Genomic DNA, 26,737 nt, shown 5'->3' with positions numbered 1-26,737 from the left:
AGGCCCCCGGTCATGTACATGGCCGGGGGTTTTTGTTTTTGGCGTGACAATCTGCCACTGGGGCAACCCGTCGTCTTGACGCCGGGGCGGGCAATTTGTTTGTGCTGGCATTTCATATACAATCAGAAAAACGATTCAGCGTTGCCGGTCAATTCGACAAAAGGCCGAGTCGTTTTATGGTTCTCTGGCTGCTGAACAATGATCAACAACAAGCCTGCGCTGAAGAACACGCTTTACCTGGGCCAGCCACAGGCCCGCCCTCTGTTCTCCTGACTGGAATTGATCAATGTTCAAGAAAGCTGGCAAGACCTTGCTGGGTCTGGCTGTCGCTGCAAGCTTCATGCAAGCGCACGCCGCAGAAACCAAGAAAGTAGACGTGCTGCTGGTCGGCGGCGGCATCATGAGCTCCACCTTGGCCGTGTGGCTGCATGAGCTGGAGCCAAGCTGGTCGATGGAAATGGTCGAGCGCCTGGACGGCGTGGCCGAAGAAAGCTCCAACGGCTGGAACAACGCCGGTACCGGCCACTCCGCGCTGGCCGAGCTGAACTACACCCCGGAAGACAAAGACGGCAACGTCAACATCGCCAAGGCCATCGAAATCAACGAAGCCTTCCAGATTTCCCGCCAGTTCTGGTCGTGGCAGGTACGCCAGGGCGTGTTGAAGAACCCACACTCGTTCATCAACACCACCCCGCACATGAGCTTCGTGTGGGGCGATGACAACATCAAGTTCCTGAAGAAGCGTTACGACGCGCTGCAGGCCAGCCCGCTGTTCCGCCCGATGCAGTACTCCGAGGACCACGCGCAGATCGCCAAGTGGGTCCCGCTGATGATGGAAGGCCGCGACCCGAACCAGAAGCTGGCCGTGACCTGGACGCCGATCGGCACCGACGTGAACTTCGGCGAGATCACCCGCCAGTTCGTTGGCCACCTGCAAACCCAGAAAGGCTTCGACCTGAAGCTGTCCAGCGAAGTGCAGGACATCACCCGCAACAAGGACGGCTCCTGGCACGTCGAGTACAAGAACCTGAAGGACGGTACCGAATCGGCCACCGACGCCAAGTTCCTGTTCATCGGTGCTGGCGGCGGCGCACTGAAGCTGCTGCAGAAGTCGGGCATTCCTGAAGCCAAGGAATACGCAGGCTTCCCGGTGGGCGGCTCGTTCCTGGTGACCGAGAACCCGACCGTGGCCATGCAGCACATGGCCAAGGCCTACGGCATCGCCTCGACTGGCGCACCACCCATGTCGGTACCGCACCTGGACACCCGCGTGCTGGACGGCAAGCGCGTGATCCTGTTTGGCCCGTTCGCCACCTTCTCGACCAAGTTCCTGAAGAACGGCTCGTACCTGGACCTGCTGAGCAGCACCACCACCCACAACGTGTGGCCAATGACCAAGGTCGGTATCGAGCAGTACCCGCTGGTCGAGTACCTCGCTGGCCAGCTGATGCTGTCGGATGATGACCGCTTCGAAGCCCTGCGCACCTACTTCCCGAACGCCAAGAAGGAAGACTGGCGCCTGTGGCAGGCCGGCCAGCGTGTGCAAATCATCAAGCGTGATGCCGAGAAGGGCGGCGTGCTGAAGCTGGGCACTGAAGTGGTGGCGTCGCAAGACCGCACCATTGCTGGCCTGCTGGGTGCATCGCCAGGCGCCTCGACGGCTGCACCGATCATGTTGAACGTGCTGGAAACCGTGTTCAAGGAGAAGGTCGCTACCCCTGAGTGGCAGGCCAAGATCAAGGAAATCGTGCCAAGCTATGGCACCAAGCTGAATGATTCGGCCGCGGCCACCCAGAAAGAGTGGAACTACACCGCTGAAGTGCTGCAGCTGGAGAAACCGCCGGTGATCGACGCCAGCGTCGACTTCGGTGGCGATGTGAGCAAGCCGGTTGAGAGCAAGCCGGAGAACGACATGGCGCTGTAACCGGCCATTGTTGTGACAGGAAAGCCACGGGGGAGACCTCGTGGCTTTTTTGTTGCCGGCGTAGCACAACCACTGATCGGAAACCCGATGAGAGACCAATAAAAACATATTTTGATGCTTAAATTAATCTTGTCAGTCGATCCCCTCCAGGAGGGTGCCGTCATGAACGTCAAGATTGCCGCACTACTGCTGCTCGCCCTGTGCGCCCAGCCGGCATGGAGCCAGAGCTACGCAACCCCGCCCCTCGCCGCCGAACCGGCAGAATCCGCTGCATTGACCACGCGCATGGCCCTGCGCGACCTGTGGGTGGAGCACATTTTCTGGGTGCGTAGCTACGCCGTCGCCAACCAGGCCGGCAACGCCAGACAAGCTGAAGCCGCCGCCAATGAAGTGGTCAGTGATGCCACTCGAATCGCCAACAGCATTGCCCCGCTGTACGGCCAGCCCGCTGCTGACCAGTTGTTGAAACTGCTGGCCGGCCACTGGGGCGCGATCAAGCACTACAGCGATGCCACTGTGGCCAAGGACAAGAAGGGTCAACAAGCCGCCGTCGATGAGCTGACCCGCAATGCCAAGGCCATCGCCGCGTTTCTGGCCAAGGCCAACCCGAACCTGCCCGAGCCGACCCTGCTGACGTTGCTCAGCGCCCATGGCGGCCACCATGTGGCGCAGATCGATCAGCTGGCGGCCGGTGACTACGCGGCCGAGGCGCGCACATGGGGAATGATGCGTGAGCATATCCTGACCTTGTCGGATGCCCTGGCCGCAGCGTTGGTCAAACAATTCCCGGACAAGTTCTGATGCTCGAAGGCCTGGGCCGTACCCAACAGGACCTGCTCCACGCGTTGCTGCACCAGCCAGCCGGCATGAGCATCGACGACCTGGCGCAGGCCCTGGCGATTACCCGCACGGCCGTGCGCCAGCACCTGGCCGCACTGGAGCGTGATGGCCTGGTCAAGCGCGGCGCTACCCGGCCTACCGGGCGTCGGCCGGAACAGCTGCACGAGCTGACCGATCTCGCCCGCGAACAGTTTCCCCGCCAGTACCCCTTGCTGGCCAATTTGCTGATTGGTGAAGTGGCTGGTTTGCTTGGGCCGGAAGCACTGCAGGCGCTGATGCGCCAACTGGGCCGCAGGCTGGCGGCGGATCTGGAGCACGAGGTGGTGGATGAAGCGCGCATTGTCGATCACATGAACACTGCCGGGTATGAGGCGCAGGTGTTCTTTCGCTCGTCAGGTGAGCCCGAGATCGTCGCGCACAATTGTGTGTTCCATCATCTGGCCAAGGCGCACCCGGTGGTGTGTGAGCTGGACCTGGCGTTGATCGGGGCCCTGGGTGGGGCTGAGGTCAGCCATGAGGAGTGCATGCTCAGGGGCGGGCAGGTGTGCCGGTTTGCCCTGGGCCAGAAGAACGATTGATGCAGCCTGTACCCGCCGGTACAGGGGACATCAGCTCTGCCGCAGGATGCACTCCAGCAACCCGGGAAACCGCTCACCCAGCATTTCGCTACGCAGCGAATTCATATGGGTTGTTCCCACATTGCGGGTATGCACCAACCCCGCATCGCGCAACACGCGGAAGTGGTGGGACATGCTGGACTTTGGCCGGCCGCCGTCCAGCTCGCCGCAGCTGGCTTCGGTGACACCGGCCAGGTGCCGGACGATTTCCAGGCGCACGGGGTCGCTCAGCGCATAGAGCAGGCGTTCGAGGATCAGGTCTTCAGCGGTGGGGTGTTTGTAGGCTCGCATGGCTCACATGATAACGGGGGTTTCATTAATTGCCATAGTTCGATTATGATCGAACAACAGTATTCAGATGAACCCGGAGTTTCCCATGTCCGCACTGTTCGAACCCTACACCCTCAAAGATGTCACCCTGCGCAACCGCATCGCCATTCCGCCCATGTGCCAGTACATGGCCGAGGATGGCCTGATCAACGACTGGCACCAGGTGCATTACGCCAGCATGGCCCGTGGCGGTGCCGGCCTGCTGGTGGTCGAAGCCACGGCGGTGGCACCGGAAGGGCGCATCACCCCTGGTTGCGCCGGCATCTGGAGCGATGCCCACGCCCAGGCTTTCGTGCCGGTGGTGCAGGCCATCAAGGCGGCCGGTTCGGTGCCGGGCATCCAGATTGCGCACGCCGGCCGCAAGGCCAGCGCCAACCGCCCGTGGGAGGGGGACGACCACATTGGTGCTGATGACGCACGTGGCTGGGAAACCATCGCCCCGTCCGCCATTGCCTTTGGCGCACACCTGCCAAACGTGCCGCGCGCAATGACCCTGGACGACATCGCCCGGGTCAAGCAGGACTTCGTCGATGCCGCCCGCCGTGCGCGTGATGCCGGCTTCGAGTGGATCGAACTGCACTTTGCCCACGGTTACCTGGGCCAGAGCTTCTTCTCCGAACACTCCAACAAGCGTACCGACGCCTACGGCGGCAGTTTCGACAACCGCAGCCGCTTCCTGCTGGAAACCCTGGCTGCAGTGCGTGAAGTGTGGCCGGAGAACCTGCCGCTGACCGCGCGTTTTGGTGTGCTGGAGTACGATGGCCGCGATGAGCAGACCCTGGAAGAGTCGATCGAGCTGGCGCGCCGCTTCAAGGCCGGTGGCCTGGACCTGCTGAGCGTGAGCGTCGGTTTCACCATCCCTGAGACCAACATTCCGTGGGGACCGGCATTCATGGGGCCGATTGCCGAACGCGTGCGCCGTGAGGCGAAGTTGCCGGTGACCTCGGCGTGGGGCTTTGGTACGCCGCAACTGGCTGAGGCTGCATTGCAGGCCAACCAGCTGGACCTGGTTTCGGTAGGGCGCGCGCATTTGGCTGATCCGCACTGGGCGTATTTTGCGGCCAAGGAGCTGGGGGTGGAGAAAGCTTCCTGGACCTTGCCGGCGCCGTATGCGCACTGGCTTGAGCGCTATCGCTGAGTGATGTCGGGGGCTGCTGCGCAGCCCTTTCGCGACACAAGGCCGCTCCTACAAGCGTACGCGGTCCCCTGTAGGAGCGGCCTTGTGTCGCGAAAGGGCCGCAAAGCGGCCCTCGAATCTAAAACCGATCCAACCTGTAGGCCCCCATCTCAGGCCTACTGGCCTGCTCAGCCAATCGCCCCACCCATTCCGCCGTCACCGCCGCCTGGGTCAGCCCCAAATGCTGATGCCCAAACGCCAACAGCACCCGCCCGTCACACACCCTGTCGATCACCGGCAACGAGTCTGGCAACGAAGGCCTGAAGCCCATCCACGGCGTAGCCCCTTCGGCATTCAAGTCTTGCCGGAACAACCCCTTGCTCAAATGGTGCAACTGCCAGGCGCGTTGCATGCTCGGCGGTGCCTCCAGCCCGGCGAACTCCACCGTGCCGGCCAGGCGCAAGCCGTCGGCCATGGGCGTCATGATGAACTTGCGTTCCAGCGACGTGACCGCAAACGGCAGGCGCTGATGCTCGCCCGGCAGCATCAGGTGGTAACCGCGCTCCGTGTCCAGCGGCACCCGTTTGCCGGTCAGTGCGGCAGTCAGTTTCGCAGAGTGCGCACCACAGCTGATCAGCACTTGACGGGTATTGAACGTGCCATGGTCGCTGACCAGGGTGACCCCGCCGCTGTGCAACCGGCCACCCTCGACCTGCGCCTGGGCAAACCGTACGCCACTGGCTTTGGCCGCTTCGAACAGCTCGCACACCACCCGGTACGGATCGATGAAATGACCGGTCTTCGGAAAGAACAGCCCGCCCAGCAATGACGGGTTCAACTGCGGTGCCGCTTCGCGTACGGCCTCGGCCGACCAGAAGTCCACCGGCACCGCCTGCTGTTGCATGCGTGCGCGCAAGGCCTCCAGGGCCTGGCGTGATTCAGGCTTCTCGAACACCAGCAGTGAGCCATCTTCCTGGAACAGCTCGCTGCGCCCGATCGAGCCCAGTAGTCGCTGCCAGGCACCCAGGCTGCCTTCGTTCAGTGTGCGGATGCCGGCCACGCTGCGCTGGAACGGCGCCGGGCGCAGGTTGAGCAGCAGACGGGTGAACCACGGCATGGCCTTGGGCAGGTACTTCCAGTCCAGGCGCAACGGGCCCATCGGGTCCAGCAGCATGCGCGGCAAGCGCTTGAGGATCGACAGGTCGGCGATCGGGAACACCTGCTCGGTCGCCAGGTGCCCGGCATTGCCATAGGATGCGCCCTGGCCGGGTGCCTGGCGGTCGACCAGCAGCACTCGGCGGCCCTGACGGGCCAGTTGCAGGGCGCAAGCGACGCCGACAATGCCGGCGCCAACCACCGCGATATCGGTTTCAGCGGTTTCGAGCATGCTCAGCCTTCCCGTTTACCGTCAAGCAGGCGCCGCAGCTGCAGCGGGTTGCCGTGCTGCAACGCCGACGGCAGCAAGGCTTCGGGGAAGTCCTGGTAGCACACCGGGCGCAGGAAGCGCAGGATCGCCGCCGTGCCCACCGAGGTGGTGCGGGCATCGGAGGTGGCCGGGAACGGTCCGCCGTGGACCATCGCATCGCACACCTCAACGCCCGTCGGCCAGCCATTGACCAGAATGCGCCCGGCCTTGCGTTCAAGGGTCGGCAGCAGGGCGCGGGCGCTGGTGATGTCGGCATCGGCCAGTTGCAACGTAGCGGTCAGCTGGCCTTCCAGATGCTCGGCCACCTGGCGTACCTGTTCATCGTTCGCGCAGGCCACGACCAACGATGCAGCACCGAACACTTCGGCCTGCAACGCCGGGTCTGCCAGGAAAGCTTCGGCCTGTGTCACGAACAGCTGTGCCTGGCACTGGTTGGGGCCTTGCCCGGCCTGGCCACTGGCCGCAGCCTGGGCATTGGCGTTATCCGCCAAGGCACCGATACCGGCCTGATAGGCACTGAAAATGCCCGGTGTGAGCATGGTCTGCGCGACTGCCTGGCGCACCTGCTCGCTGGCGGCGTTGATGAAGCGTTGCAACGCTGGGCCCTGCCGGGCGATCACCAAGCCGGGGTTGGTGCAGAACTGGCCGGCGCCCTGGGTCAGCGAAGCGACGAAGCCTTGCGCCAGCGCTTCGGCGCGGGCCTGCAAAGCGGCCTCGAAGAGGAATACCGGGTTGATCGAGCTCATTTCGGCGTACACCGGGATCGGCTCCGGGCGTGCCTGAGCGGCCTGGCACAGTGCGACACCGCCGCTACGCGAGCCGGTAAAACCTACTGCCTTGATACGCGGGTCACTGACCAGGGCGATGCCCACTTCTCGGCCAGAGCCGTACAACAGCGAGAACACGCCGGCCGGCAAACCGCACAGCTTCACTGCTTGCGCCACGGCCTGGCCGACCAGTTCGCTGGTGCCAGGGTGGGCGCTGTGGGCCTTGACCACCACCGGGCAGCCAGCGGCCAATGCCGACGCGGTGTCGCCACCGGCTACCGAGAAGGCCAGCGGAAAATTGCTGGCGCCGAACACGGCCACCGGCCCCAGGGCCACCTGGCGCTGACGCAGGTCGGCGCGGGGCAGGGGCTGGCGTTCGGGCTGGGCATTGTCGACCCGCACATCCAGCCATTCACCGGCCCGTACCACCCGGGCAAAGGTGCGCAACTGGGTGCAGGTACGGCCCCGTTCACCCTGGATGCGCGCTTTGGGCAGGCCGGTTTCGGCCACGGCGCGGTCGATCAGGGCATCGCCGAGGGCTTCGATCTGCGCGGCGATGGTTTCAAGAAATTGTGCCCGTTGTTCGAGCGAGGTTTCGCGGTAGGCATCGAACGCCGTCCAGGCCAGGGCGCAGGCCTGGGCCACGTGTTCGCCGGTGCCGCCGAGGTAGGCCGGTTCCAGCGTTTGGCCGGTAGCCGGGTTGATGGCGCGGATGGCTTCGCGGCTGCCGGTTACCGGCGTCTGGCCGATCAGCAGGTTGCCTGTGAGGGGCATGTAGCCTCCTTGGAATCAAATACGGGTATCAAGGGAAACCGCAGCCCCTGTAGGAGCGGCCTTGTGTCGCGAAAGGGCTGCGAAGCAGCCCCAGCAATTTGTGCATCTGCGCGGAAATCCCGGGGCTGCTACGCAGCCCTTTCGCGACACAAGGCCGCTCCTACAAGAGTCCGCGCAGGACTAAAGTCAGGCGACGTTCTGCTCAGCCGACCAGCTGGCATACCAGCTACGGAACAGCGCGTACTGCTGCTCGGCATAGTTGCGCTGGGCATCGGTCAGCACGTCGGTCTCGTTGAAGTGCAGGCTGTACTCGCGGTCACCGTTCAGCACCATCAGGTGCTTGTAGTACAGCACCAGGTCGCAACCCTCATCGAACGACGACAGCACCGCCAGTGCCGCTTCCAGCTCACGCGCCAGGCGACGGGCCTTCGCATCGCCCTTGGCCGCCTGCTTGCTCAGGCTTACCAGGTGCAGCACTTCACGCGGCAGGGCGTTGCCGATGCCGGTGATGGCACCGGTGGCGTTGCAGTTGACGAAACCATGCACCACCTGGGTATCCACACCGACCATCAGGGTCACATCGTCGTCCTTGGAGGTGATGTGCTCGGCGGCGTAGCGCAGGTCGGCGCCACCGCCGAATTCCTTGAAGCCGATCAGGTTGGAGAATTCGCGGCGCAGTTCGAAGAACAGGTCGGCGCGGGTGGCGAAGCCGTAGTAGGGGCTGTTGTAGATCACCGCAGGCAGCTTGGGCGCGGCGGCGAGGATGGCCGAGAAGTGGTGCTTCTGGGCGATCAGCGAGGCACCACGGCTAAGCACGCGGGGGATGACCATAAGGCCGGCGGCACCGACCTTGGCAGCATGGGCAGCGTGGGAAACCGCTTCGCGGGTGTTCACCGCACCCGTGCCGACGATGGTCGGAATGCCTGCGGCCACCAGGCGCGCCACGCCTTCCTGGCGCTCGGCTTCGGTCAGCAGCGGCCAGTCACCCATCGAGCCGCAGTACACCACGGCGCTCATGCCGGCCTCGATCAGTTCGCGGCCTTTGCGCACCAGGGCGTCGAAGTCCGGCTTGCGGTCGGCGGTGCATGGGGTCATCAAGGCGGGCATGGTGCCGGTGAAGATGTTGTCAGTCATTGTTGTCACTCCTCGCAATGTTCAGTCGGAAAAAGCCGGGGTCAGATGCCCCAGGCGAACGGGTCTTGTTCGTCGATCAGCAGGGTGCTGTCGGCGGTCATGTAGGCGCGGCCGGTGATGAACGGGCGAATGTGTTCGCCGTCGCGCTCGTAGCGGCCGTGGAACTGGCTGCCGGTGATGCTGGCCTGCACCCAGGTCTGGCCTTCGGCAAGCTTGCCGTCGGCGGCCAGGCAGGCCAGCTTGGCGCTGGTGCCGGTGCCGCAGGGCGAGCGGTCGTAGGCCTTGCCGGGGCACATCACGAAGTTGCGGCTGTCGGCGTTTGCGTCGTCGGCGAACAACTCGACGTGGTCGATGGGGGCGCCGTTTTCACCCGTGATGCCCTGGGCTTCGAGGGCCTTGAGCATGGCCCAGGTGTACTCGGTGAGCGCTTCCCGGTTGTCCAGCTCGATGCGCTGGCCGTGTTCGGAAACCAGGAAGAACCAGTTGCCGCCCCAGGCAATGTCGCCGTGCACGACGCCGTGCCCGGGCACATCCACCGCCACCTGCTGGCGGTAGCGGTAAGAGGGCACATTGCCGACGGTGATGGCGCCATCTTCATGCAGGGTGGCACTGATCTGGCCGACCGGGGTGTCGATCTTGTGCACGCCGGGCGCGATCAGGCCCAGGTGCTGCAACGAGGCGACCAGGCCGATGGTGCCGTGGCCGCACATGTTCAGGTAGCCGGCATTGTTGAAGAAGATCACCCCGCAGGTGGCGTCGGCCGACACCGGTGGGCAGTACAGCGCGCCCACCAGCACATCGTTGCCGCGAGGCTCCAGCAGGCAGGCACGGCGCCAGTGGTCGTGCAGCTCGCGCAGTTCGTCGCGCTGTTCGGCCATGCTGCGGCCATGCAGTTGCGGGAAGCCCTTCATCACCAGGCGGGTCGGTTCGCCGCCAGTGTGGGAGTCGATGACGTGAATCTGTTTCATGGGCTTGTCCCTTGCGTAAAAGATCAGGAGGCGACGGCGGCAGGGCGGCCGGCATAGGTGTCAGCGGTGGTTTCGCTTTCGTCCTCGCCTTCCAGGCGCACCAGGTGTGCAGGCACGCCAGTGGCCGCTCCCCAGTAGTAGATGCCCAGGGCACAAGCCGCCACGGCCACGGTGTCGAGCGGGTGACCGATGACCCCCAGGCCGCCGAAGCTGCCCAGCCACGACAGCAGGATGGTTACTGCGTAGAAGCCGATCAGCCAAGCCGACGAGCGCACTTGCTGGGCCAGCGACAGGTGCTGGGTGGGCACGAAGCGACCGCACAGCAGGTACAGCACGAACATCACGATTTGCAGGGCCAGTAGCCACGACACGGTATTCCAGCCGGACCAGTACACGATCAGCGCGGCGATGATGAACGACAGCGGCCCGAGCACGCCCATGCCCTTGACCCGGAACGGGCGCGGCATGTCTGGCGCATTGCGGCGCAGGGCGGCGACGGTGACCGGGGCCACGGCGTAGCTCAGTACCAGGGCAGCGGATACCACGTTGATCAGTGCTTCCCACGATGGGAAGGGCAGGGTCCAGAACACCGACAGGGCAAACGTCAGCCACAGGGCAGGGCGCGGGATGCCGGACTCTGCATCGATGCGGGTGAAGTACTTGAAGAAGGTGCCGGTCTGCGCCCAGCCATAGATCACGCGCGGGGTGGCGTTCATGTAGATGTTGCCGCAGCCGCTGGGCGAGATCACCGCGTCGGCCACCACCAGGTAGGCCAGCCAGCCCACACCCAGGGCAAGGGCGATGTCACGGTAGGGCAGGGCCAGTTCCTTGGTGACCGCAGCCCAGCCGTTGGTGAGCATTTCGGTCGGTACGCTGCCGAGGAAAGCCAGTTGCAGCAGGGCGTAGATGGCGGTGGACAGCAGCACCGAAAGAATCAGCGCAATCGGGATGGTGCGCTGCGGGTTCTTCACTTCGCTGGCCACCGAAATGATCGGTGTCAGGCCCAGGTAGGCGAAGATGATGCCGCCCGCCGACACGGCCATTTCCACCCCGGACAGGCCGAACGGGGCAAAACCGTGGACCTCGAAGTTTTCTGGCTTGAAGAAGGTGAACAGCACACCAATCACCAGCAGCGGCACGATGAACTTGAACACGCTGACCAGGTTGTTGGCCTTGGCGAAGGTTTTCACGCTGCGGTAATTGAGGAAGAAGAACAGCCCCAACAGTGCGAACTGCACGAGCCAGCCAAGCACGGTCGGGTCGCTTGAACCGGTTTTGGTCAGCCCGGGAAACCAGGCGGCGGCGTACTGGCGCGAGGCGACCACTTCGATGGCGATCAAGCTGGAAAAGGCGATCAGGGTGATGAAACCCATCAGGTAGCCCAGCAGCGGGCCGTGCGAGTAAACCGGGTAGCGCACCACGCCACCGGCGCGGGGCAGGGCGGCGCCCAGTTCGCAGTAGACGATGCCCAGCAGCAGTACGGCGAACCCGCCGAGGAACCAGGACAGGATGCCAGCCGGGCCGGCGATGGCCGAGACATGGCTGGCGGCGAACAGCCAGCCAGAGCCGAAAATGGCCCCTAGGCCAATGAAGGTGAGGTCCAGCAGTGATAACTGTTTTTTGAATTTGCCTGACATGGGTTCGCCTTTTTGTTGGTTATTGGATAGGCAGGTCTGATGTCACGAGATGCGGCTTTTTGGGCCGCGCTCTTGTAGGACTTGGGCGGCTTGCGTGGGGCATAGAGTGAACCGGTCGGGGCGACGGTTCTTGATGGTTTTCTGCAGAGGGAGTGACGAAATCGGCACAGTTTCAGAAATAGCTGGCAACTGAGCGGGTTGGATAGTTAGGCTGCAGGCCCTGCTGTATAAGGGCTGTGGATGTGTATGGGCATTGCCGGCCCATTCGCGGGGCAAGCCCGCTCCCACAGGTACGCCACCGCTCTTGAGCCTTGTGGAGTACCTGTGGGAGATTCTATGGTTTTCAGCAAGCTGTTTTGGCACCTTTGGTGATGTATTCGTCCTGATTTTTCATCAGGGCGAATGCCACCCGTGCGAGCTTCCTGGCGAGGATTACCAATGCTTGGGTCGTTGCCTTTCCATTGTTCCGATGCCGCTCATAGTCCCCTTTCCAAACGGGTGACTTGCTGGCGGCCATCGCTGCGTTATGCAACAAACGACGGATTTCTGAGCAACCGCGCTTAGTGAGGCGACGTTGCCCACTTTTCTGCCCAGAGTCACTGACTCGTAGATCCATTCCCAAGAATGCGATGTACGCGTCACTGCTCTTGAACTCACCCCTCATAAAAGCCATTACCAGCGCTGTGGCGGTTAGAAAACCAATACCCTCTACTGCCTGGCAGCGAGCGACTTGCTCGTGCAATCCAGCTTCTCGCAGCACTTCCTTAATCTTCTTTTGGATCAACAGCTCCAGCCGATCTATCGATTTCACGAAGGTACTGAACGCAGCCTTCAAGAGGCCTTCATTAGCCCAGCTCTGAGTCATTGCAGTGCGAGCACTTACCAAGGCTGCTCTGCGACGAAGCAGGCTCTGAAGCTTGCCGTAGACAGCGGGAGGCGGGCTCCAGGGACGAAGATCCTCCCCTTCGTTTCTCAGAAATCGGGACAGCAACCGAGCATCGGAAGGGTCGGTTTTAACCCGTCCTCCAACACTTTTCCGGTAGTTACTCAGTTGGAAACCATCGATGACATAAACCTCGAAACCCAAGCTATGGGCCAGCTCAACCAAGTCCAGGTGATAAACATTGGTCGCCTCAACCGCGATAGCGGTGTTCAGCGGTTGCTGCTTCAACCATTTTTTGATTTCGGGTTTGGAATTTTTCAGTCTGACGATCTCATCACGGTCATCGTGATGGATAACCAGCTCAGCTTTTGCGACATCCGCACCCACAATCAGCTTGCCTACCTGCATTGCCATGGGCGACTCCTCACGCTATGGTTTTTCGGCTTGAAGGGGTTTCACCAAGAGGCGCTGGCTTGCTTCTATCGTCGCTTGTAAACGATGCATTCTTTATCGGCGCTTTGGTGGAAGGGGTGGGGCGATGTCTCCCACGGTCTGTACTGATGCGAGCAGTCAGAATCGGGCATTTAGTCCCACCACCCCTTCAAGTCTAACCATACAAGCGGGCTTGCCCCGCGAAAGGGCCGGCAGCATCAACGAAGAGAATGCAGATGACACAAGACTCTCTGGCAACCCTGTACCAGTCCCTGGACCAGCACCGCCCCGCCACCCTGGAGGCCTTGCTTGCCGCCGTATCGCTGCTGCTGCCGATCCTTGACGCCATCCCCAACGCCGCCATCTTCATCAAGGACCCGGCCGCCCGCTACGTACTGGCCAACAACACTCTGGTCCAGCGCTGTGGCCTCAAGCGCTTGCAGCCGTTGCTGGGCAAGACCAGTGCCGAAGTGTTCCCGGCGCAGCTGGGCCCCGGCTACACCGAGCAGGACCGCCGCGTACTCAAGGAAGGCCTGGTGCTGGAAGACCAGCTGGAGTTGCACCTGTATGGCAGCCGCGAGCCCGGCTGGTGCCTGACCCACAAGCGCCCGCTGTACAACCCTGCCTGCGAGATCATCGGGTTGGTCGGCATTTCGGTCGACCTGCAATCAGCCGCCGACACTCACCCTGCCTACCAGCGCCTGGCCGCTGTGGACGAGCACATCCGCCAGCACTTCCACCAGCCGATCAGCATGGGCGAGCTGACCCGCATCGCCGGCATTTCCGTGGCTCAGCTGGAGCGCTACTGCAAGCGGGTATTTCACCTCACGCCTCGACAGATGATCCACAAGGCGCGCCTGGAGCACGCCCACCGCCTGCTGCATTCGGACCTGCCGATCACTGACGTGGCGATGCGCTGCGGCTACACCGACCACAGCGCCTTCAGCCGCCAGTTCAAGCAACTGACCGGCTTTACCCCGCGCCAGTACCGCCAGGCTACGGCGCTGTAGGCGCAGTGGCCGCAGGCGTCGCGATATTGGCCTGCCAGCGGTTATAGACCTTTTGCGCGCGTTCCATACGTGACAGTTTCAGCACAACCAGCACCAGTCCGAGCATGAGGATCGCGGACAATCCCGCCAGAATGCCACGTTGCCCCTTTACCCCGTTTTCTACTTGTGCGCCGTAGTCGGATGCTAGGAAGAACGAGCAGATCGTGTCGAGCTTCTCTTCCGGCATGTACCGGGTGAAGGGCGCGAGGCTTTCTGAAGAGCGGCATTGGTCCAGCGTCAGCTTTTCATCCGGAAACCACATTTCAAACTTGATGTCCTGCGGTGACAGATAGAAAAAGGGGGAGTCCGGGTCATTTTTGAGCGATACCATCAAGTATTCCGACTGGCTCGCCATGGGTAGAGGGGCCATCATCATGCCAAGTACGGCCAGCAAGGCAATGAACCCCTTGAAGCGGCGCGGGGAGAACCGCGCTGTAGCGAACTTGGGGGCGCTGAAGTCAGTCCAGTCGATGTAGGCGCGGTTGCGGCTCAGGTCGCCGGGGGCAACGCCGTTGTCGACGATCCAGCGGTGCGCCTGGCTGGCCTCGTCCAGGTTGTTGGCCGGGATGTTGAACTCATAACGGAAGAATTCGATCTCCCGCAGTTCCTTGCGCAGGGTATTCAACTGCGAGTGGCTGTCGAATTCGGTGGTGCCTCCAAAGCTGCGCCAAATAAGGTCTCGGAGAAAATACAGCGAGCCGGCCCGGCTGTAGATGAACCATAACGCCATCCCCAGCAGTATCGCCACACCGATACCGCCCAATGGGGCGAGCGTTTCTATGCTCCAGAATGAGGAGGCCAGGTTGGTGGAGGTCGTCATGTCAGCTCCTTGAGCGAAGTAAGCGGGCCTTGTGTCTGCATCAGGCCGGCGGGTCCGATAAGGTGACGATAATAAAAGTGCTCAAGCTGACATGTCGTTAGTGAAACTTCCGAGTTGATTGTGGGAAATTTCCTTATTGTTCGCGAAGCATGAACTTCAAGCGTTGGCGAACAAGCCGCGCGCCTCGGCAAAACACTGCTCGGCAATTGCCGAGCGCGGCTCGCTGCGGCGCAGCAACAGGCCGACCGGGCTGTGGATGGCAGCGTCGGCCACCGGCAGAATGCGCAGGTGCTCGCTGAGGTCTTCGAGGCCGCAGTCCAACGGCATGATCGCGCAGCACATGCCGGTGTTGATGGCCTGGATCAGCTGGAAGGTCGAGTCGCTTTCCAGTACCGCATGCGGTTCCAGGCCACGGCTGCGGAAGCTCAGGTCCAGCGACTGTCGGTAGTGCATACCCTTGCTCAACAGGCCCAGCGGTATGTCGCTGAGCGCGTCCCAGCGCAGGGTGTCGCTGTCAAACTGGAAGTGCCGGGTGTCGTGCAGCAGGCCCATGGTGGTGGTGCCCAGTTCCAGTACTTCGAAGAAGCTCGTGTTGACCTGGTCCAGGTAGCAGATACCCAGGTCGAGCTGGTTGCGGCTGAGCCCGTCGATGACCTGCTCCGAGCTCAGCGAGCTGAGCTGAAAGTGCAGCTCGGGGTATTTTTCGCGCAGCGGCAGCAGCAGGTGCATGGGGTTGAAGCTGGCCAGTGGCACTGTGCCCAGGCGCAGGCTGCCGACCACCTGGCCGCGGCAACTGGCGGCCTCGGCCTGCAGGCCGTCGTGGGCGGCGAGCAGGGTGCGGGCCCAGGCCAGAATACGCTCGCCGGCCTCGGTGAAGCCTTCGAAGCGCTGGCCGCGTTTGACCAGCACCAGGTCCAGCTCGTCCTCCAGGTTGCGCAGGCGCATGGACAGCGTCGGCTGAGTGATATGGCACAGCGCCGCCGCCTGGCCGAAGTGGCGGGTCTGGTCGAGGGCGATGAGGAACTTGAGCTGCTTGATGTCCATGAAAGTGCCTGGCGTATGGTTGTGCAGACCATAACCCACGTCTGCGATAGATGTCATTGATCGGCCGGTAAGCCATAACGATTGGACGCCCCCGAGCCACGCCTCTAGCGTGGTGACAATGCCATTCAAGGAGCTTTTACCGTGCGCGTCCAACCCGATGCGGTCTTCGTACCGCTCAACATCGCCGTGCTGACCGTCAGCGACACCCGTACCTACGACAACGATACCTCCGGCGAGCTGCTGGCCAGCCGGTCGGTCGAGATCGGCCACCGGCTGGTGGCGCGGGCGTTGCTCAAGGACGACCTGTACAAGATCCGCGCCCAGGTCGCCACCTGGATTGCCGACGAGCAGGTGCAGGTGGTGCTGATTACCGGCGGTACCGGCTTTACCGGGCGTGACAGCACGCCCGAGGCGGTCGAGTGCCTGCTGGACAAACGCATCGATGGCTTTGGCGAGCTGTTCCGGGCGCTGTCGATTCTGGATATCGGCAGTTCTACCGTGCAGAGCCGAGCGCTGGCCGGGTTGTCCAACCGCACGTTGGTGTGCTGCCTGCCGGGTTCTACCGGGGCGTGCCGTACGGCGTGGGAAGGGATTCTGGCGGAGCAGCTGGATGCCCGACACCGGCCGTGCAATTTCGTCAAACACCTGTTGCCGATCGAGGCCTGTGCCAGCCGGGGTTGATTCGACATTTGCTGGCTATCGCGGTCAATGTTGGAGCGGCCTTGCGTCGCGAAAGGGCCGCAAAGCGGCCCCGGCAATCTTTGTATCATGGCTGAGATCCTGGGGCTGCTGCCCCAGCCCTTTCGCGACGCAAGGCCGCTCCCACAAGAACCTTACAGGGGCTGCCTCAGCTCAACACATACCCCACCGGCAACAACGCCGGCGGCAACTGCGTCTCCCCCAACCCTGCCAGCACATCCCGCTCCACCGTCCGCACCATGGCATCGGTCGGCAAGTCGTTCTCATCCCGCCCGAACGGGTCCTCCAGTTCGTTGCCAATCGCATCCAGCCCGAAGAACGTGTACCCCACGATGGTGGTGAACAGCGGTGCCAGCCAGCCCAGCGGCTCGGCCAGGGCAAACGGCAGCAGCAGGCAAAAGATGTAGATGGTGCGGTGCAGCAACAGCGTGTAGGGGAACGGCAAAGGTGTGAACTTGATCCGCTCACAGGTGGCCTGCACCTCGGTCAGGCCTACCAGCCGCTGTTCCAGCAGGCTGTAGCGCCAATCGCTGATGTGCTGTTGTTCCGCCAGCCGCGAGCAATGCTGGCCAATGTCGCGCAGGATGCCATCGCACACGTTATGCGGGCTGATCGCCTCTGGCCGGGCCAGCCAGGGCCGGGCGGCCGCCAGGTCGTCCTCGTTACGCAGGCGGGCATTCAGCGCATGGGCATAGCCACACAGGCTGCGCAGCAGCTCTGCGCGCAGCGCCTCGTCAGCAATCACCACGCTTTCGCGCACGAACGAGCGGGTTTCGATAATCAGCTTGCCCCAGGCCTTGCGGCCCTCCCACCAGCGGTCGTAGCAGGCGTTGTTGCGAAAGCTCATGAAGATCGACAGCGACAGGCCCAGCAACGTAAACGGCGTGGCACTGACCGGGTAGAAAAACGCGGGGAAATGGCGCTCGACCAGCACGATCAGCGCGGCCAGCAGGGTCACCATCAGGCAGCGCAGGGCGATGCGCTTGACGATCGACCCCTTGAGGGTGAACAGCACACGCAGTACATCGGGGGTTGGGTGGACAATCATGGAAATCCAGAGACGGCCGTTCAGCCGCCGGTCATGTTCATGAAGCGCAGGATCTGCACATCGCCGCCCACTTCGAAGTGGTGGCGGTAGGGCTTGAGGTGCAGCGAGTCGCGGATGGCCTTTTCCAGGCGCTCGCGGTTGCCTGGGTGAGCACGCAGCACGTGCTTCAGGTCTACCGAGTGTTCGTTGCCCAGGCACAGCAACAGGCGGCCTTCGACCGTCAGGCGCACGCGGTTGCAGGTGGCGCAAAAGTTGTGGCTGTGCGGCGAGATGAAACCGACCCGGGTGTTGGCGGCTTCGGCCAGGCGCCAGTAGCGGGCAGGGCCCTGTGATGATTCGGTGGACTCCACCAGGGTGAACTGTTCTGCCAGGCGCTCACGTACTTCGTCGCTGGAGCAGAACGACTCGCCGCGCTCGTGTTCGCTGATTACCCCCAGCGGCATTTCTTCGATGAAGGTGATGTCCAGCTCGCGATCGATGGCAAAGCGCACCAGGTCGACCAGTTCGTGGTCGTTGCGGCCTTTGAGCACGACACAGTTGAGCTTGATGCGCTTGAAGCCGGCCTGGCGTGCGGCGTCGATCCCGGCGATGACCTGGTGCAGGTCGCCGGTACGGGTCAGCTGCTTGAAGCGTTCGCTATCCAGGCTGTCGAGGCTGATGTTCAGGCGCGACAGCCCGGCGTCGAACAGTGGCTGCGCCAGGCGCCCGAGTTGCGAGCCGTTGCTGGTCATGCACAGCTCGCGCAGCCCGGGCAGGGCGGCAATCCGCCCGCACAACTCGACGATGCCCTGGCGTACCAGCGGCTCGCCGCCGGTCAGGCGGATCTTGCGGGTGCCCAAGGCGACGAAGCGCTCGGCCACCTGGAACAGTTCTTCGAGGCTGAGGATTTGCTGGCGCGGCAAAAACTGCATGTCTTCGGCCATGCAGTACACGCAACGGAAGTCACAGCGGTCGGTGACCGACATCCGCAGGTAGTCGATTTTCCGGTTGAAGCCGTCGATCAGGGCCCGGCTGTTCTGTTCCACGTTCGCGCTCGAATGGGGTGGGTTCACTCCAAGCTATAACCTGGCCGCAGGGCCGTCAAATTGCTTTGCCCGACTGGTTGATCGATGGTTTCTATCACGGCTGCAGGCCCTATGCCTCAAAGCTTCCAGCCCATGATCGAAACCGCTTATCACGCCGTAAGATCTTTCGATTGGACGCCCCACCCCCACGCTCAATAGGCTGGAAAAAAGCATCGAAGCGTGAGGATTCATCGCATGAGCCAGGACGAACATATCAGGGACTACAAGGGCGCAGCCGCCGGCTGGGGAGCGCTCAAGAGCGTGACCAAGAGCTGGCTGGGCAGCGAAAATGCCTTCAAGAACCTGCGGGCCATGCTCAAGACCAACCAGAACGGCGGCTTCGACTGCCCCGGCTGTGCCTGGGGTGAGTCGCCGGAAAGCGACATGGTCAAGTTCTGCGAAAACGGCGCCAAGGCGGTCAACTGGGAAGCCACCGGCCGCTCGGTTGACCCGGCGTTCTTCGCCAAATACAGCGTCAGCGCGCTGAAGGACCAGACTGACTACTGGCTCGAATACCAGGGCCGCCTCACGCACCCGATGCGCTACGACGCTGCCACCGACCACTATGTCGAAACCACCTGGCAGGAGGCCTTCGAGCTGGTCGCCAGACACCTGCGTGCGCTGCAGTCGCCAGACGAGGCCGAGTTCTACACGTCGGGCCGGGCCAGCAACGAGGCGGCATTCCTCTACCAGCTGTTCGTGCGCGCTTACGGCACCAACAACTTCCCCGATTGCTCGAACATGTGCCACGAAGCCAGCGGTGCAGGCATGTCGGAAACCCTCGGGGTGGGCAAAGGCACTGTCGTGTTTCACGACCTGGAGCTGGCCGACGCGATCTTCGTCATCGGTCAGAACCCAGGCACCAACCACCCGCGCATGCTCGAGCCGCTGCGTGAGGCGGTCAAGCGCGGGGCTCAGGTGGTGTGCTTCAACCCGCTGAAAGAGCGTGGCCTGGAGCGCTTCCAGCACCCGCAGCACCCGTTCGAAATGCTCAGCAACGGCTCCGAGCCGACTTCCAGCGCTTACTTCCGCCCGGCCTTGGGCGGTGACATGGCGGCCATGCGCGGCATTGCCAAATTCCTGTTGCAGTGGGAGCGCGAAGCCCAGGCCAACGGTGAGCCGGCGGTGTTCGACCATGCCTTCATCGCCGAGCACACCAGTGGCGTCGATGACTACCTGGCGGCAGTGGACGCCACCTCGTGGGAGCACATCGTCAAGCAGTCGGGCTTGACCCTGGCCGAGATCGAGCTGGCCGCACGCATGTACCGCAAGGCTGAGCGGGTGATCATGTGCTGGGCCATGGGCGTCACCCAGCACCGCCATTCGGTGCCTACCGTGCAGGAAATCGTCAACCTGCAGTTGCTGCGCGGCAACGTCGGCAAACCCGGCGCTGGCCTGTCGCCGGTACGTGGCCACAGCAACGTGCAGGGCGACCGCACCATGGGCATCGACGAAAAGCCCAAGCCGGCGCTGCTCGATGCCATCGAAAAACGCTTCCAGTTCCGTGTGCCGCGTGCCCATGGGCACAACGCGGTGCTGGCGATCAAGGCCATGGAAGAGGGGCGGGCCAAGGTGTTCGTCGCCCTGGGCGGCAACTTTGCCCAAGCCACCCCGGACACCCCGCGCACCCACGCGGCGCTGCAGAACTGCGCGTTGACCGTGCAGATCTCCACCAAGCTCAACCGCTCGCACCTGGTCACCGGCCGCGATGCGTTGATCCTGCCCTGCCTGGGCCGGACCGAAATCGACCTGCAGGCTGAAGGGCCGCAAGGCGTGACCGTGGAAGACACCTTCAGCATGGTGCACATCTCCAACGGCCAGTTGCGCCCGCGTTCACCGCACATGCGCTCGGAGCCGTGGATCATCGCCGGCATGGCCAAGGCCACGCTGGGCAACCAGCCGATCGACTGGGAGTATGCGGTGGCCGACTACAACCGCATTCGTGACATGATTGCCGACGTGATCCCTGGTTTCACCGGCTTCAACGAACGCCTGCATAGCCCGGGCGGCTTCCACCTGGGCAACAATGCAGCCGATCGCAACTTCCGCACGGCCACGGGCAAGGCACGGTTCATGCCCCACGCGCTGCCAGAGGAGTTGATAAACGCCAAGGTGCTGGCGCGGGGTGACAAGCCCGACCTGATCCTGCAGACCCTGCGCTCGCACGACCAGTACAACACCACCCTGTATGGCCTGGACGACCGCTACCGCGGCGTGTTCGGCCTGCGTGAAGTGGTGTTCGTGAACGAGGCCGATATTCGCCGCCTGGGCTTCGAGCCGGGTGAGCATGTGGACCTGGTGTCGCTGTGGGAGGATGGCGTCGAGCGGCGGGTGTCGGGGTTCCGCCTGGTGGCCTATGACGTGCCTGAAGGGCAGGCGGCGGCGTACTACCCGGAGACCAATCCGCTGGTGCCGCTGGAGAGTTATGGCGTGGGAACCTATACGCCGACGTCGAAGTTTGTGGCGATCAAGGTCGAGAAAGCCAAGGCGGGGAACCGGATTGCGGCGGTGCTTGCTTCGGATTGATGGGTTGCCTGCAATGGCCCTATCGCCGGCAAGCCAGCTCCCACAGGTATTCCACCGTATTCGAGACCTGTGGCGTACCTGTGGGAGCTGGCTTGCCGGCGATAGGGTCGGTACAGCCATACAGGATCATGACCGATGCACCGGGTAGGCTGTGGTGTACTTCATTTGCTCCATGGCAAAACTGGACGTAATGTTCGATAGCCCATCGGTACGGGTAATCAGCTTTTTGTAGAACCGGTCATACGCCGCGATATCCCCCACCACCACCCGCAGCATGTAATCCCAGTCGCCGGACATGCGGTAGAACTCCATCACTTCCTCGAACCCGGTCACGGTCGCGGCAAACTGCTCAAGCCAGGCGCTGTCGTGGCGCTGGGTCTTGAGCTGGACGAACACCGTCAGCCCAAGGCCAAGCCGCTCGGGGTCGAGCAGGGCGACGCGGCCAAGAATGTAGCCTTCTTCTTCCAGGCGCTTGACCCGCTTCCAGCAGGGCGTGGTGGACAGGTTGACGGCCTCGGCCAGGTCCTTGAGCGATATCGAGGCATCGCGCTGAAGCAGGGTAAGAATGTGCTGATCGAAACTGTCCATATCGCGCGCGGGCCGTGAAGAAAATTTTTCACAGATTACCCCAAGGCCAGAACATTTGGGTTGTGCGATAGTTGCAGCCTTAACTCTGCCAATGGGGCTGACCATGTCCGACAAGCCGCGCAATTTCGCCACCCGTACCATTCACGCCGGCGAGCAGTTCAGCGTCGCTGAAAATGCCATTTTCCCGGCTATCGTCACAGCCAGCTCGTTCACCAAACGCAGCCTGGACGACAAACCGGAATACTCCTACAGCCGCGTTGGCAACCCCACCCGGCATGCCTACGAAACCTGTGTCGCCGCGCTGGAAGAGGGCGTGGGCGCGGTTGCCTGTGCCTCGGGCGTGAACGCTACAGCGACGGTGCTGGAGCTGCTGCCCAAGGATGCCCATGTCGTGGTGATGAACGGCGTGTACGGCGGCACTTTCCGTATCCTGGAAGACTACCGCAGCCGCACCTCGGGCCTGACCACCACCTATGTCGACCTCAACGACCTGGAGGCCGTGGCCGCCGCCATCAAGCCGGAAACCCAGCTGATCTGGATCGAATCGCCGACCAACCCGCTGCTGCACCTGGTCGACATCAAGGCCGTGTGCGACCTGGCCAAGGCCCGGGGCATCCTCACCTGCATCGACAATACCTTCTGCTCGCCGTGGAACCAGCGCCCGATCACCTTGGGCGTGGACCTGGTGATGCACTCGGCCAGCAAGTACATCGGTGGCCACTCCGACCTCACCGGTGGTGTGGTGGTGGCGGCCAACGATGCACTGCTGGCGCGCCTTCGCCGCATCAGCATGGCAATTGGCGCGGTGCAGGGGCCGTTCGACTGCTACCTGGCCCTGCGTGGCCTGAAAACCCTGGATGTGCGCATGGAGCGCCAGTGTGCCAATGCCCTGCAGGTAGCGCGCTTCCTCGAAAGCCACCCGCAGATCGAGCAGGTGTATTACCCGGGGCTGGAAAGCCACCCGCAGCATGAACTGTGCAAACGCCAGATGCGCAGCGGCGGGGCGGTAGTGGCGATGAAAGTGAAGGGCGACCGGGCCGCGCTCAACCGCTTGGTGGAAGCGTTGCAGATCTTTGTGCTGGCCGACTCGCTGGGTGGGGTGGAGAGCATGATCAACCATTCGTGGACCATGTCGCACTGCTCGCTGAGCCCGGAGCAGAAAGGGGTGATGGGGATCAGCGAGAACCTGCTGCGGTTGTCGATGGGGATCGAGGATTACCGTGACCTGATCGAAGACCTGGATGGCGCGCTCAAGGCTCTGGTTGCCGTGTAAGGGCTGCTGGCCCTATCGCCGGCAAGCCAGCTCCCACAGGTGCAGCACAGGTTCGAAATCTGTGGAGACCCTGTGGGAGCTGGCTTGCCGGCGATAGGGCCGGTAAATTCAAAGAAGATATTCAGTCAGGATTTCGGCGGATGAATGATCCGTTCGATCTTGTCCTTGATCAGCAACCGTTCCTTGCGCAGGCGGTTGACGGTGTCGTCGTTGGTGCCGTTGCCTTCGGCGGCAACCACCTCCTTGTCCTTGGCGTTGTATTCCTTGTGCAGTGAGTGCAGCGTCTGGTCCTTGTCAATGAGCGCCTGGAATGCATCAGCGGTAACGTGCAGGTCAGCGAGCAGATCATGCGGAACTGGCATTTCTTCACCTCTGTCAGGGTTGTCGGTAAGGTCCTGACCTCTGAGGATAGCCGCCTTTGCGCAGGCCGGTGATGTCGGTCAGCCTGAATGGCAGCTGAATGAAGCGTCGTTAATCACCGAAAGACGCGTCCTCACGAAATTGTTACCAACTTTTTCACAAAAAATTGATGACGCGCTTTCTAGAGTTCGCCCAACTTTCCCACGGTGCCACCCGGCCTGGGGGTTGATAATCACTCTTGATTGCGAACGCTAATGCTCAACTTCAAATCCCTGCGGACTGAATGGGTCACGCTGCTGGCCAGCCTTTACCTGCTGATTGGCCTGAACATGTTCCTTTGGGGGCACCTGCAAGAGGTGGTGCCTGCCGGGCTGTCCGGGCTGTGGCTGAGCCTGGCGTTTGCCGTGCTGATGCTGTTCGCTTTCAATCTCATCCTCACGTTGTTTGCCTTCCGATATGTATTGAAGCCGGTACTTATCGTGTTGTTCATGAGTGGCGCGGGTGTGGCTTACTTCATGAATCAATACGGCGTACTTATAGATGCGGGTATGTTCCGCAACATTGCAGAAACCAACGTAACCGAAGTACGCGACCTGCTTTCGCTGAAGTTTGCCTTGTACATCCTGGGCTTGGGCGTGGTGCCTTCGGTGCTGTTGTGGAAGGCGCCCATTGCCTACCGTCCCTGGCACCGCGAGCTGCTGGGCAAGCTGGTAGTCAGTGGCGCCTGCGTGGTAGCCCTGGGCTCGGTGGCGCTGGTCAACTATCAAGGGTTGTCCTCGCTGTTTCGCAACCACCACGAATTGCGCCTGATGCTGACCCCCAGCAATATCGTCGGTGCCTCCATTGGCTATGTCAGCGAACGCGTCGGTACCGCATCGCGTCCTTTCCAGCACTATGGCGAAGATGCCAAGCGTGATGCCGCCTGGCAGAAGCATGAGCGCAAGTCGTTGACCGTGCTGGTGGTGGGTGAAAGTGCGCGGGCCGACCACTTTGGCGTGTTGGGCTATGACCGCGATACCACCCCGAACCTGGCCAAGGAGCAGGGCCTGGTGGCGTTTTCCGATGTGCATTCGTGCGGTACGGAAACGGCTGTCTCGGTGCCGTGCATGTTCTCTGGCATGGCGCGCAAGGAATACGATGCCCGTATAGCGAAAAACCGCGAAGGGCTGCTGGATATCCTTCAGCGTGCCGGCCTGGCCGTGCAGTGGCGTGACAACCAGTCGGGCTGCAAGGGCACCTGCGACCGCGTGCAGTTCATCGATGTCAGCAACCTGAAGGACCCTCAGCTGTGCGCCAATGGCGAATGCCATGACCAGATCCTGCTGCAAGGCCTGGACGAGCTGATTGACAACCTCGACAAGGACACTGTGTTGGTGCTGCACCAGATGGGCAGCCACGGCCCCGAATACTTCAAGCGTTACCCGGAAGGTGATCAGCGCTTCACTCCTGTGTGCCAGAGCAATGCACTGAACCAGTGCAGCGAGCAGGAAATCATCAACGGCTACGACAACACCCTCGCCTACACCGACAAGGTGCTGTCTTCGCTGATCGACACCTTGCGCAGCAAGCAGGACAAGGTCGACACTGCGATGATCTACCTGTCCGACCATGGCGAGTCGCTGGGTGAGTACAACCTGTTCCTGCACGGCACGCCTTACGCCATCGCCCCGGAGCAGCAGAAGCACGTGCCATTGCTGACCTGGTTCTCCGACAGCTACAAGGAGGATTTCGGCATCGACACCGACTGCCTGGCCAAGCTCAGCGATGCGCCGCTGTCGCAGGACAACCTGTTCCACTCCATGCTCGGCCTGTTGCAGGTGCGCACCGAGGTGTATCAGCAGTCGCTGGACATGTTTGCCAGCTGCCGTCCGTGGTTGGCGGCCAAACGCTGACCCACGCAACACCACCACTTATCGATATCAAGGATGGCCCGGGTTTCACCAGCAGTGCCCGCGCCGTATATACTGCGCGCCAATGTTAGTGGGAGAGCCTTGTGGCCATCGAAATTCACTGGATCCGTGACGACCAGAGCCTGGCCGAACACTGCCGCGACTGGCACCAACTGCCTTTTGTCGCTGTCGACACCGAATTCATGCGGGTTGACACCTTCTACCCGAAAGCCGGGCTGATCCAGATCGGCGACGGCCAGCGGGCCTACCTGATCGACCCGTTGCTGATCGGTAACTGGCAACCCTTGGCCGACTTGCTCGAAGACAGCGGTGTGGTCAAGGTGCTGCACGCCTGCAGCGAAGACCTCGAAGTGCTGTTGCGCCTGACCGGCAAGCTGCCGCAGCCGCTGTTCGACACCCAGTTGGCAGCCGGCTACCTGAACCTGGGCTTCTCCATGGGCTATTCGCGCCTGGTGCAGGAGGTGCTGGGTATCGAGCTGCCGAAGGGCGAAACCCGCTCCGACTGGCTGCAGCGCCCGCTCTCCGACACGCAGGTCAGCTATGCCGCCGAAGATGCCGTGCACCTGGCCGAGCTGTTCACCGCCTTGCGCCCGCGCCTGAGCGACGACAAGTACGCCTGGGTGCTGGAAGACGGCGCCGAGCTGGTGGCTGCGTTGCGCCGTGAGGTCGAGCCCGAAACCCTGTACCGCGACGTCAAGCTCGCCTGGAAGCTGGCCCCCCAGCAACTGGCGGTGTTGCGAGAGCTGTGCGCCTGGCGCGAGCGTGAAGCCCGTAGCCGCGATGTGCCGCGCAACCGCATCCTCAAGGAGCACTCGCTGTGGCCCATGGCCAAGAGCCAGCCGAACAACCTGTCGGCGCTGGCCAGGATCGACGAGATGCACCCGCGCACCATTCGCCAGGACGGAGAGTTCCTGATCAAGCTGATCCAGCGCGCCGCCAGCCTGCCTGCCGAGCAGTGGCCAGCGCCTTTGCCCGAGCCGCTGCCGATCGAGGCCTCCGGCATCCTCAAGCAGCTGCGTGCCATCGGCCAGGCCGAAGGCGAACGCCTGGGGATCGCCCCCGAGCTGATGCTGCGCAAAAAAGCCCTGGAAGCGCTGCTCAAGAGCGGCTACCCCAATGGCCCTTATCAACTGCCCGATTCGCTGCGCGGCTGGCGCCGTGAGCGTATGGGCCAGGCCCTGCTGGACAGCCTTGCAGGTGCCGGAGAGACCCGATGAAACGCATTTGCTCGATCTACAAGAGCCCCCGCAAGAACGAAATGTACCTGTATGTGCTCAAGGCCGACGGCCTGGAGCGCGTGCCGGAAGGCCTGCTGCCGTTCTTCGGCACCCCTGTGCATGCCTTCGACCTGGTGCTCACCCCGGAGCGCAAGCTGGCCCGCGAGGACATCGCCAAGGTGCTGGAGAACCTCGACAACCAGGGCTACCACCTGCAGATGCCGCCAGCGGAAGACGAGTACATCGAGCACCTGCCTGAAGAGCTGCTGCGCCGAAACGACCCGGTCTGA

At 62.6% G+C, this 26,737-nt stretch carries 24 protein-coding genes; 11 read left to right on the top strand and 13 right to left on the bottom strand.

Annotated elements, in window-relative coordinates:
* Positions 1–286 precede the first annotated feature (286 nt).
* The 3 genes from mqo to QQ992_RS21305 all read left to right on the top strand — a co-directional run bounded on the left by mqo (position 287) and on the right by QQ992_RS21305 (position 3,342).
* Positions 287–1,924: a malate dehydrogenase (quinone) gene (gene mqo, locus QQ992_RS21315; protein ID WP_286110933.1), complete on the top strand. Its 1,638-nt coding sequence runs from the start codon at positions 287–289 to the stop codon at positions 1,922–1,924.
* A gap of 162 nt (positions 1,925–2,086) precedes the next feature.
* Positions 2,087–2,725, top strand: coding sequence for a hypothetical protein (locus QQ992_RS21310; protein ID WP_286110932.1), 639 nt, complete (start codon positions 2,087–2,089; stop codon positions 2,723–2,725).
* Positions 2,725–3,342, top strand: coding sequence for a helix-turn-helix transcriptional regulator (locus tag QQ992_RS21305; RefSeq protein ID WP_286110931.1), 618 nt, complete (start codon positions 2,725–2,727; stop codon positions 3,340–3,342). Before QQ992_RS21310 ends, QQ992_RS21305 begins: the two co-directional genes overlap by 1 nt.
* 30 nt (positions 3,343–3,372) lie before the next feature.
* On the opposite strand, the gene QQ992_RS21300 is transcribed toward QQ992_RS21305, so the two are convergent.
* Positions 3,373–3,672 carry an ArsR/SmtB family transcription factor gene (locus QQ992_RS21300; RefSeq protein WP_025753907.1) on the bottom strand — a complete coding sequence of 100 codons (300 nt, stop codon included), beginning with the start codon at positions 3,670–3,672 and terminating at the stop codon, positions 3,373–3,375.
* Positions 3,673–3,757: 85 nt separating this feature from the next.
* On the opposite strand from QQ992_RS21300, the gene xenA reads away from it, so the two are divergent.
* Positions 3,758–4,849: a xenobiotic reductase XenA gene (gene xenA / locus QQ992_RS21295; RefSeq protein ID WP_016711963.1), complete on the top strand. Its 1,092-nt coding sequence runs from the start codon at positions 3,758–3,760 to the stop codon at positions 4,847–4,849.
* 118 nt (positions 4,850–4,967) lie between these two features.
* Here the strand turns inward: xenA and QQ992_RS21290 are convergent, their stop codons facing one another.
* From QQ992_RS21290 to QQ992_RS21265, 6 genes are all read right to left on the bottom strand, one after another.
* Positions 4,968–6,215 carry an NAD(P)/FAD-dependent oxidoreductase gene (locus QQ992_RS21290; protein WP_286110930.1) on the bottom strand — a complete coding sequence of 416 codons (1,248 nt, stop codon included), beginning with the start codon at positions 6,213–6,215 and terminating at the stop codon, positions 4,968–4,970.
* Positions 6,216–6,217: 2 nt separating this feature from the next.
* The gene (locus tag QQ992_RS21285) at positions 6,218–7,795 is read right to left on the bottom strand and encodes an aldehyde dehydrogenase (NADP(+)) (protein ID WP_286110929.1); all 1,578 of its coding nucleotides are present in this window, start codon (positions 7,793–7,795) and stop codon (positions 6,218–6,220) included.
* 186 nt (positions 7,796–7,981) lie between these two features.
* Positions 7,982–8,929 carry a dihydrodipicolinate synthase family protein gene (locus tag QQ992_RS21280; protein ID WP_016711960.1) on the bottom strand — a complete coding sequence of 316 codons (948 nt, stop codon included), beginning with the start codon at positions 8,927–8,929 and terminating at the stop codon, positions 7,982–7,984.
* A 41-nt stretch (positions 8,930–8,970) separates the two neighbouring features.
* The gene (locus tag QQ992_RS21275) at positions 8,971–9,897 is read right to left on the bottom strand and encodes a 4-hydroxyproline epimerase (RefSeq protein WP_286110928.1); all 927 of its coding nucleotides are present in this window, start codon (positions 9,895–9,897) and stop codon (positions 8,971–8,973) included.
* A gap of 23 nt (positions 9,898–9,920) precedes the next feature.
* A complete protein-coding gene (locus tag QQ992_RS21270) occupies positions 9,921–11,534 on the bottom strand; it encodes an APC family permease (RefSeq protein ID WP_286110927.1) in 1,614 nt (537 codons plus the stop codon).
* Positions 11,535–11,877: 343 nt separating this feature from the next.
* The gene (locus QQ992_RS21265) at positions 11,878–12,831 is read right to left on the bottom strand and encodes an IS110 family RNA-guided transposase (RefSeq protein WP_119372048.1); all 954 of its coding nucleotides are present in this window, start codon (positions 12,829–12,831) and stop codon (positions 11,878–11,880) included.
* A 254-nt stretch (positions 12,832–13,085) separates the two neighbouring features.
* Between QQ992_RS21265 and QQ992_RS21260 the strand changes: the two genes are divergently transcribed.
* Complete coding sequence (locus tag QQ992_RS21260) at positions 13,086–13,859, top strand: AraC family transcriptional regulator (protein WP_286110926.1); 774 nt, start codon at positions 13,086–13,088, stop codon at positions 13,857–13,859.
* On the opposite strand, the gene QQ992_RS21255 is transcribed toward QQ992_RS21260, so the two are convergent.
* Complete coding sequence (locus QQ992_RS21255) at positions 13,846–14,718, bottom strand: DUF6216 family protein (RefSeq protein ID WP_286110925.1); 873 nt, start codon at positions 14,716–14,718, stop codon at positions 13,846–13,848. The genes QQ992_RS21260 and QQ992_RS21255 overlap by 14 nt on opposite strands.
* A gap of 156 nt (positions 14,719–14,874) precedes the next feature.
* Complete coding sequence (locus QQ992_RS21250; protein ID WP_110740194.1) at positions 14,875–15,762, bottom strand: LysR family transcriptional regulator; 888 nt, start codon at positions 15,760–15,762, stop codon at positions 14,875–14,877.
* Positions 15,763–15,903: 141 nt separating this feature from the next.
* Between QQ992_RS21250 and moaB the strand changes: the two genes are divergently transcribed.
* A complete protein-coding gene (gene moaB / locus QQ992_RS21245) occupies positions 15,904–16,443 on the top strand; it encodes a molybdenum cofactor biosynthesis protein B (protein WP_012273701.1) in 540 nt (179 codons plus the stop codon).
* Between the two features lie 166 nt (positions 16,444–16,609).
* On the opposite strand, the gene QQ992_RS21240 is transcribed toward moaB, so the two are convergent.
* Entirely contained in the window at positions 16,610–17,509 is a 900-nt protein-coding gene (locus QQ992_RS21240) for a bestrophin family protein (protein ID WP_286110924.1), read from the bottom strand.
* Between the two features lie 20 nt (positions 17,510–17,529).
* The gene (gene moaA, locus QQ992_RS21235; protein ID WP_286110923.1) at positions 17,530–18,534 is read right to left on the bottom strand and encodes a GTP 3',8-cyclase MoaA; all 1,005 of its coding nucleotides are present in this window, start codon (positions 18,532–18,534) and stop codon (positions 17,530–17,532) included.
* A gap of 234 nt (positions 18,535–18,768) precedes the next feature.
* On the opposite strand from moaA, the gene QQ992_RS21230 reads away from it, so the two are divergent.
* Positions 18,769–21,099 (top strand): FdhF/YdeP family oxidoreductase, encoded by a 2,331-nt coding sequence (locus tag QQ992_RS21230; protein ID WP_286110922.1) that lies wholly within the window; start codon positions 18,769–18,771, stop codon positions 21,097–21,099.
* Between the two features lie 126 nt (positions 21,100–21,225).
* On the opposite strand, the gene QQ992_RS21225 is transcribed toward QQ992_RS21230, so the two are convergent.
* On the bottom strand, positions 21,226–21,687 hold the full coding sequence (locus tag QQ992_RS21225) for an Lrp/AsnC family transcriptional regulator (protein ID WP_016498365.1): 462 nt from the start codon (positions 21,685–21,687) through the stop codon (positions 21,226–21,228).
* A gap of 91 nt (positions 21,688–21,778) precedes the next feature.
* Here QQ992_RS21225 and QQ992_RS21220 point away from each other — a divergent pair, with 91 nt between their 5' ends.
* A complete protein-coding gene (locus QQ992_RS21220; protein ID WP_119369126.1) occupies positions 21,779–22,960 on the top strand; it encodes a trans-sulfuration enzyme family protein in 1,182 nt (393 codons plus the stop codon).
* Between the two features lie 125 nt (positions 22,961–23,085).
* Here QQ992_RS21220 and QQ992_RS21215 read toward each other — a convergent pair whose 3' ends face one another.
* Entirely contained in the window at positions 23,086–23,322 is a 237-nt protein-coding gene (locus QQ992_RS21215) for an HP1242/YdcH family protein (protein ID WP_016711950.1), read from the bottom strand.
* A 252-nt stretch (positions 23,323–23,574) separates the two neighbouring features.
* On the opposite strand from QQ992_RS21215, the gene QQ992_RS21210 reads away from it, so the two are divergent.
* From QQ992_RS21210 to QQ992_RS21200, 3 genes are all read left to right on the top strand, one after another.
* Positions 23,575–25,212, top strand: a complete 1,638-nt coding sequence (locus QQ992_RS21210; RefSeq protein WP_286110921.1) for a phosphoethanolamine transferase — start codon at positions 23,575–23,577, stop codon at positions 25,210–25,212.
* Between the two features lie 101 nt (positions 25,213–25,313).
* Positions 25,314–26,447 carry a ribonuclease D gene (gene rnd, locus QQ992_RS21205; protein ID WP_286110920.1) on the top strand — a complete coding sequence of 378 codons (1,134 nt, stop codon included), beginning with the start codon at positions 25,314–25,316 and terminating at the stop codon, positions 26,445–26,447.
* Positions 26,444–26,737: a YcgL domain-containing protein gene (locus QQ992_RS21200; RefSeq protein WP_060498660.1), complete on the top strand. Its 294-nt coding sequence runs from the start codon at positions 26,444–26,446 to the stop codon at positions 26,735–26,737. The genes rnd and QQ992_RS21200 overlap by 4 nt, the downstream gene beginning before the upstream one ends.

This window comes from Pseudomonas kurunegalensis, from assembly GCF_030291635.1.
GTDB classification, from domain to species: domain Bacteria; phylum Pseudomonadota; class Gammaproteobacteria; order Pseudomonadales; family Pseudomonadaceae; genus Aquipseudomonas; species Aquipseudomonas monteilii.
Note: the sequence above shows the minus strand (reverse complement) of the source record. Positions and strands in the feature narration are given on the sequence as shown.

What these genes read in the sequence shown, in the direction of transcription:
- mqo (WP_286110933.1), top strand. Translation starts at nt 287, where the DNA reads ATGTTCAAGAAAGCTGGCAAGACCTTGCTGGGTCTGGCTGTCGCTGCA.
- QQ992_RS21310 (WP_286110932.1), top strand. Translation starts at nt 2,087, where the DNA reads ATGAACGTCAAGATTGCCGCACTACTGCTGCTCGCCCTGTGCGCCCAG.
- QQ992_RS21305 (WP_286110931.1), top strand. Translation starts at nt 2,725, where the DNA reads ATGCTCGAAGGCCTGGGCCGTACCCAACAGGACCTGCTCCACGCGTTG.
- QQ992_RS21300 (WP_025753907.1), bottom strand. Translation starts at nt 3,672, where the DNA reads ATGCGAGCCTACAAACACCCCACCGCTGAAGACCTGATCCTCGAACGC.
- xenA (WP_016711963.1), top strand. Translation starts at nt 3,758, where the DNA reads ATGTCCGCACTGTTCGAACCCTACACCCTCAAAGATGTCACCCTGCGC.
- QQ992_RS21290 (WP_286110930.1), bottom strand. Translation starts at nt 6,215, where the DNA reads ATGCTCGAAACCGCTGAAACCGATATCGCGGTGGTTGGCGCCGGCATT.
- QQ992_RS21285 (WP_286110929.1), bottom strand. Translation starts at nt 7,795, where the DNA reads ATGCCCCTCACAGGCAACCTGCTGATCGGCCAGACGCCGGTAACCGGC.
- QQ992_RS21280 (WP_016711960.1), bottom strand. Translation starts at nt 8,929, where the DNA reads ATGACTGACAACATCTTCACCGGCACCATGCCCGCCTTGATGACCCCA.
- QQ992_RS21275 (WP_286110928.1), bottom strand. Translation starts at nt 9,897, where the DNA reads ATGAAACAGATTCACGTCATCGACTCCCACACTGGCGGCGAACCGACC.
- QQ992_RS21270 (WP_286110927.1), bottom strand. Translation starts at nt 11,534, where the DNA reads ATGTCAGGCAAATTCAAAAAACAGTTATCACTGCTGGACCTCACCTTC.
- QQ992_RS21265 (WP_119372048.1), bottom strand. Translation starts at nt 12,831, where the DNA reads ATGGCAATGCAGGTAGGCAAGCTGATTGTGGGTGCGGATGTCGCAAAA.
- QQ992_RS21260 (WP_286110926.1), top strand. Translation starts at nt 13,086, where the DNA reads ATGACACAAGACTCTCTGGCAACCCTGTACCAGTCCCTGGACCAGCAC.
- QQ992_RS21255 (WP_286110925.1), bottom strand. Translation starts at nt 14,718, where the DNA reads ATGACGACCTCCACCAACCTGGCCTCCTCATTCTGGAGCATAGAAACG.
- QQ992_RS21250 (WP_110740194.1), bottom strand. Translation starts at nt 15,762, where the DNA reads ATGGACATCAAGCAGCTCAAGTTCCTCATCGCCCTCGACCAGACCCGC.
- QQ992_RS21240 (WP_286110924.1), bottom strand. Translation starts at nt 17,509, where the DNA reads ATGATTGTCCACCCAACCCCCGATGTACTGCGTGTGCTGTTCACCCTC.
- QQ992_RS21230 (WP_286110922.1), top strand. Translation starts at nt 18,769, where the DNA reads ATGAGCCAGGACGAACATATCAGGGACTACAAGGGCGCAGCCGCCGGC.
- QQ992_RS21225 (WP_016498365.1), bottom strand. Translation starts at nt 21,687, where the DNA reads ATGGACAGTTTCGATCAGCACATTCTTACCCTGCTTCAGCGCGATGCC.
- QQ992_RS21220 (WP_119369126.1), top strand. Translation starts at nt 21,779, where the DNA reads ATGGGGCTGACCATGTCCGACAAGCCGCGCAATTTCGCCACCCGTACC.
- QQ992_RS21215 (WP_016711950.1), bottom strand. Translation starts at nt 23,322, where the DNA reads ATGCCAGTTCCGCATGATCTGCTCGCTGACCTGCACGTTACCGCTGAT.
- QQ992_RS21210 (WP_286110921.1), top strand. Translation starts at nt 23,575, where the DNA reads ATGCTCAACTTCAAATCCCTGCGGACTGAATGGGTCACGCTGCTGGCC.
- QQ992_RS21200 (WP_060498660.1), top strand. Translation starts at nt 26,444, where the DNA reads ATGAAACGCATTTGCTCGATCTACAAGAGCCCCCGCAAGAACGAAATG.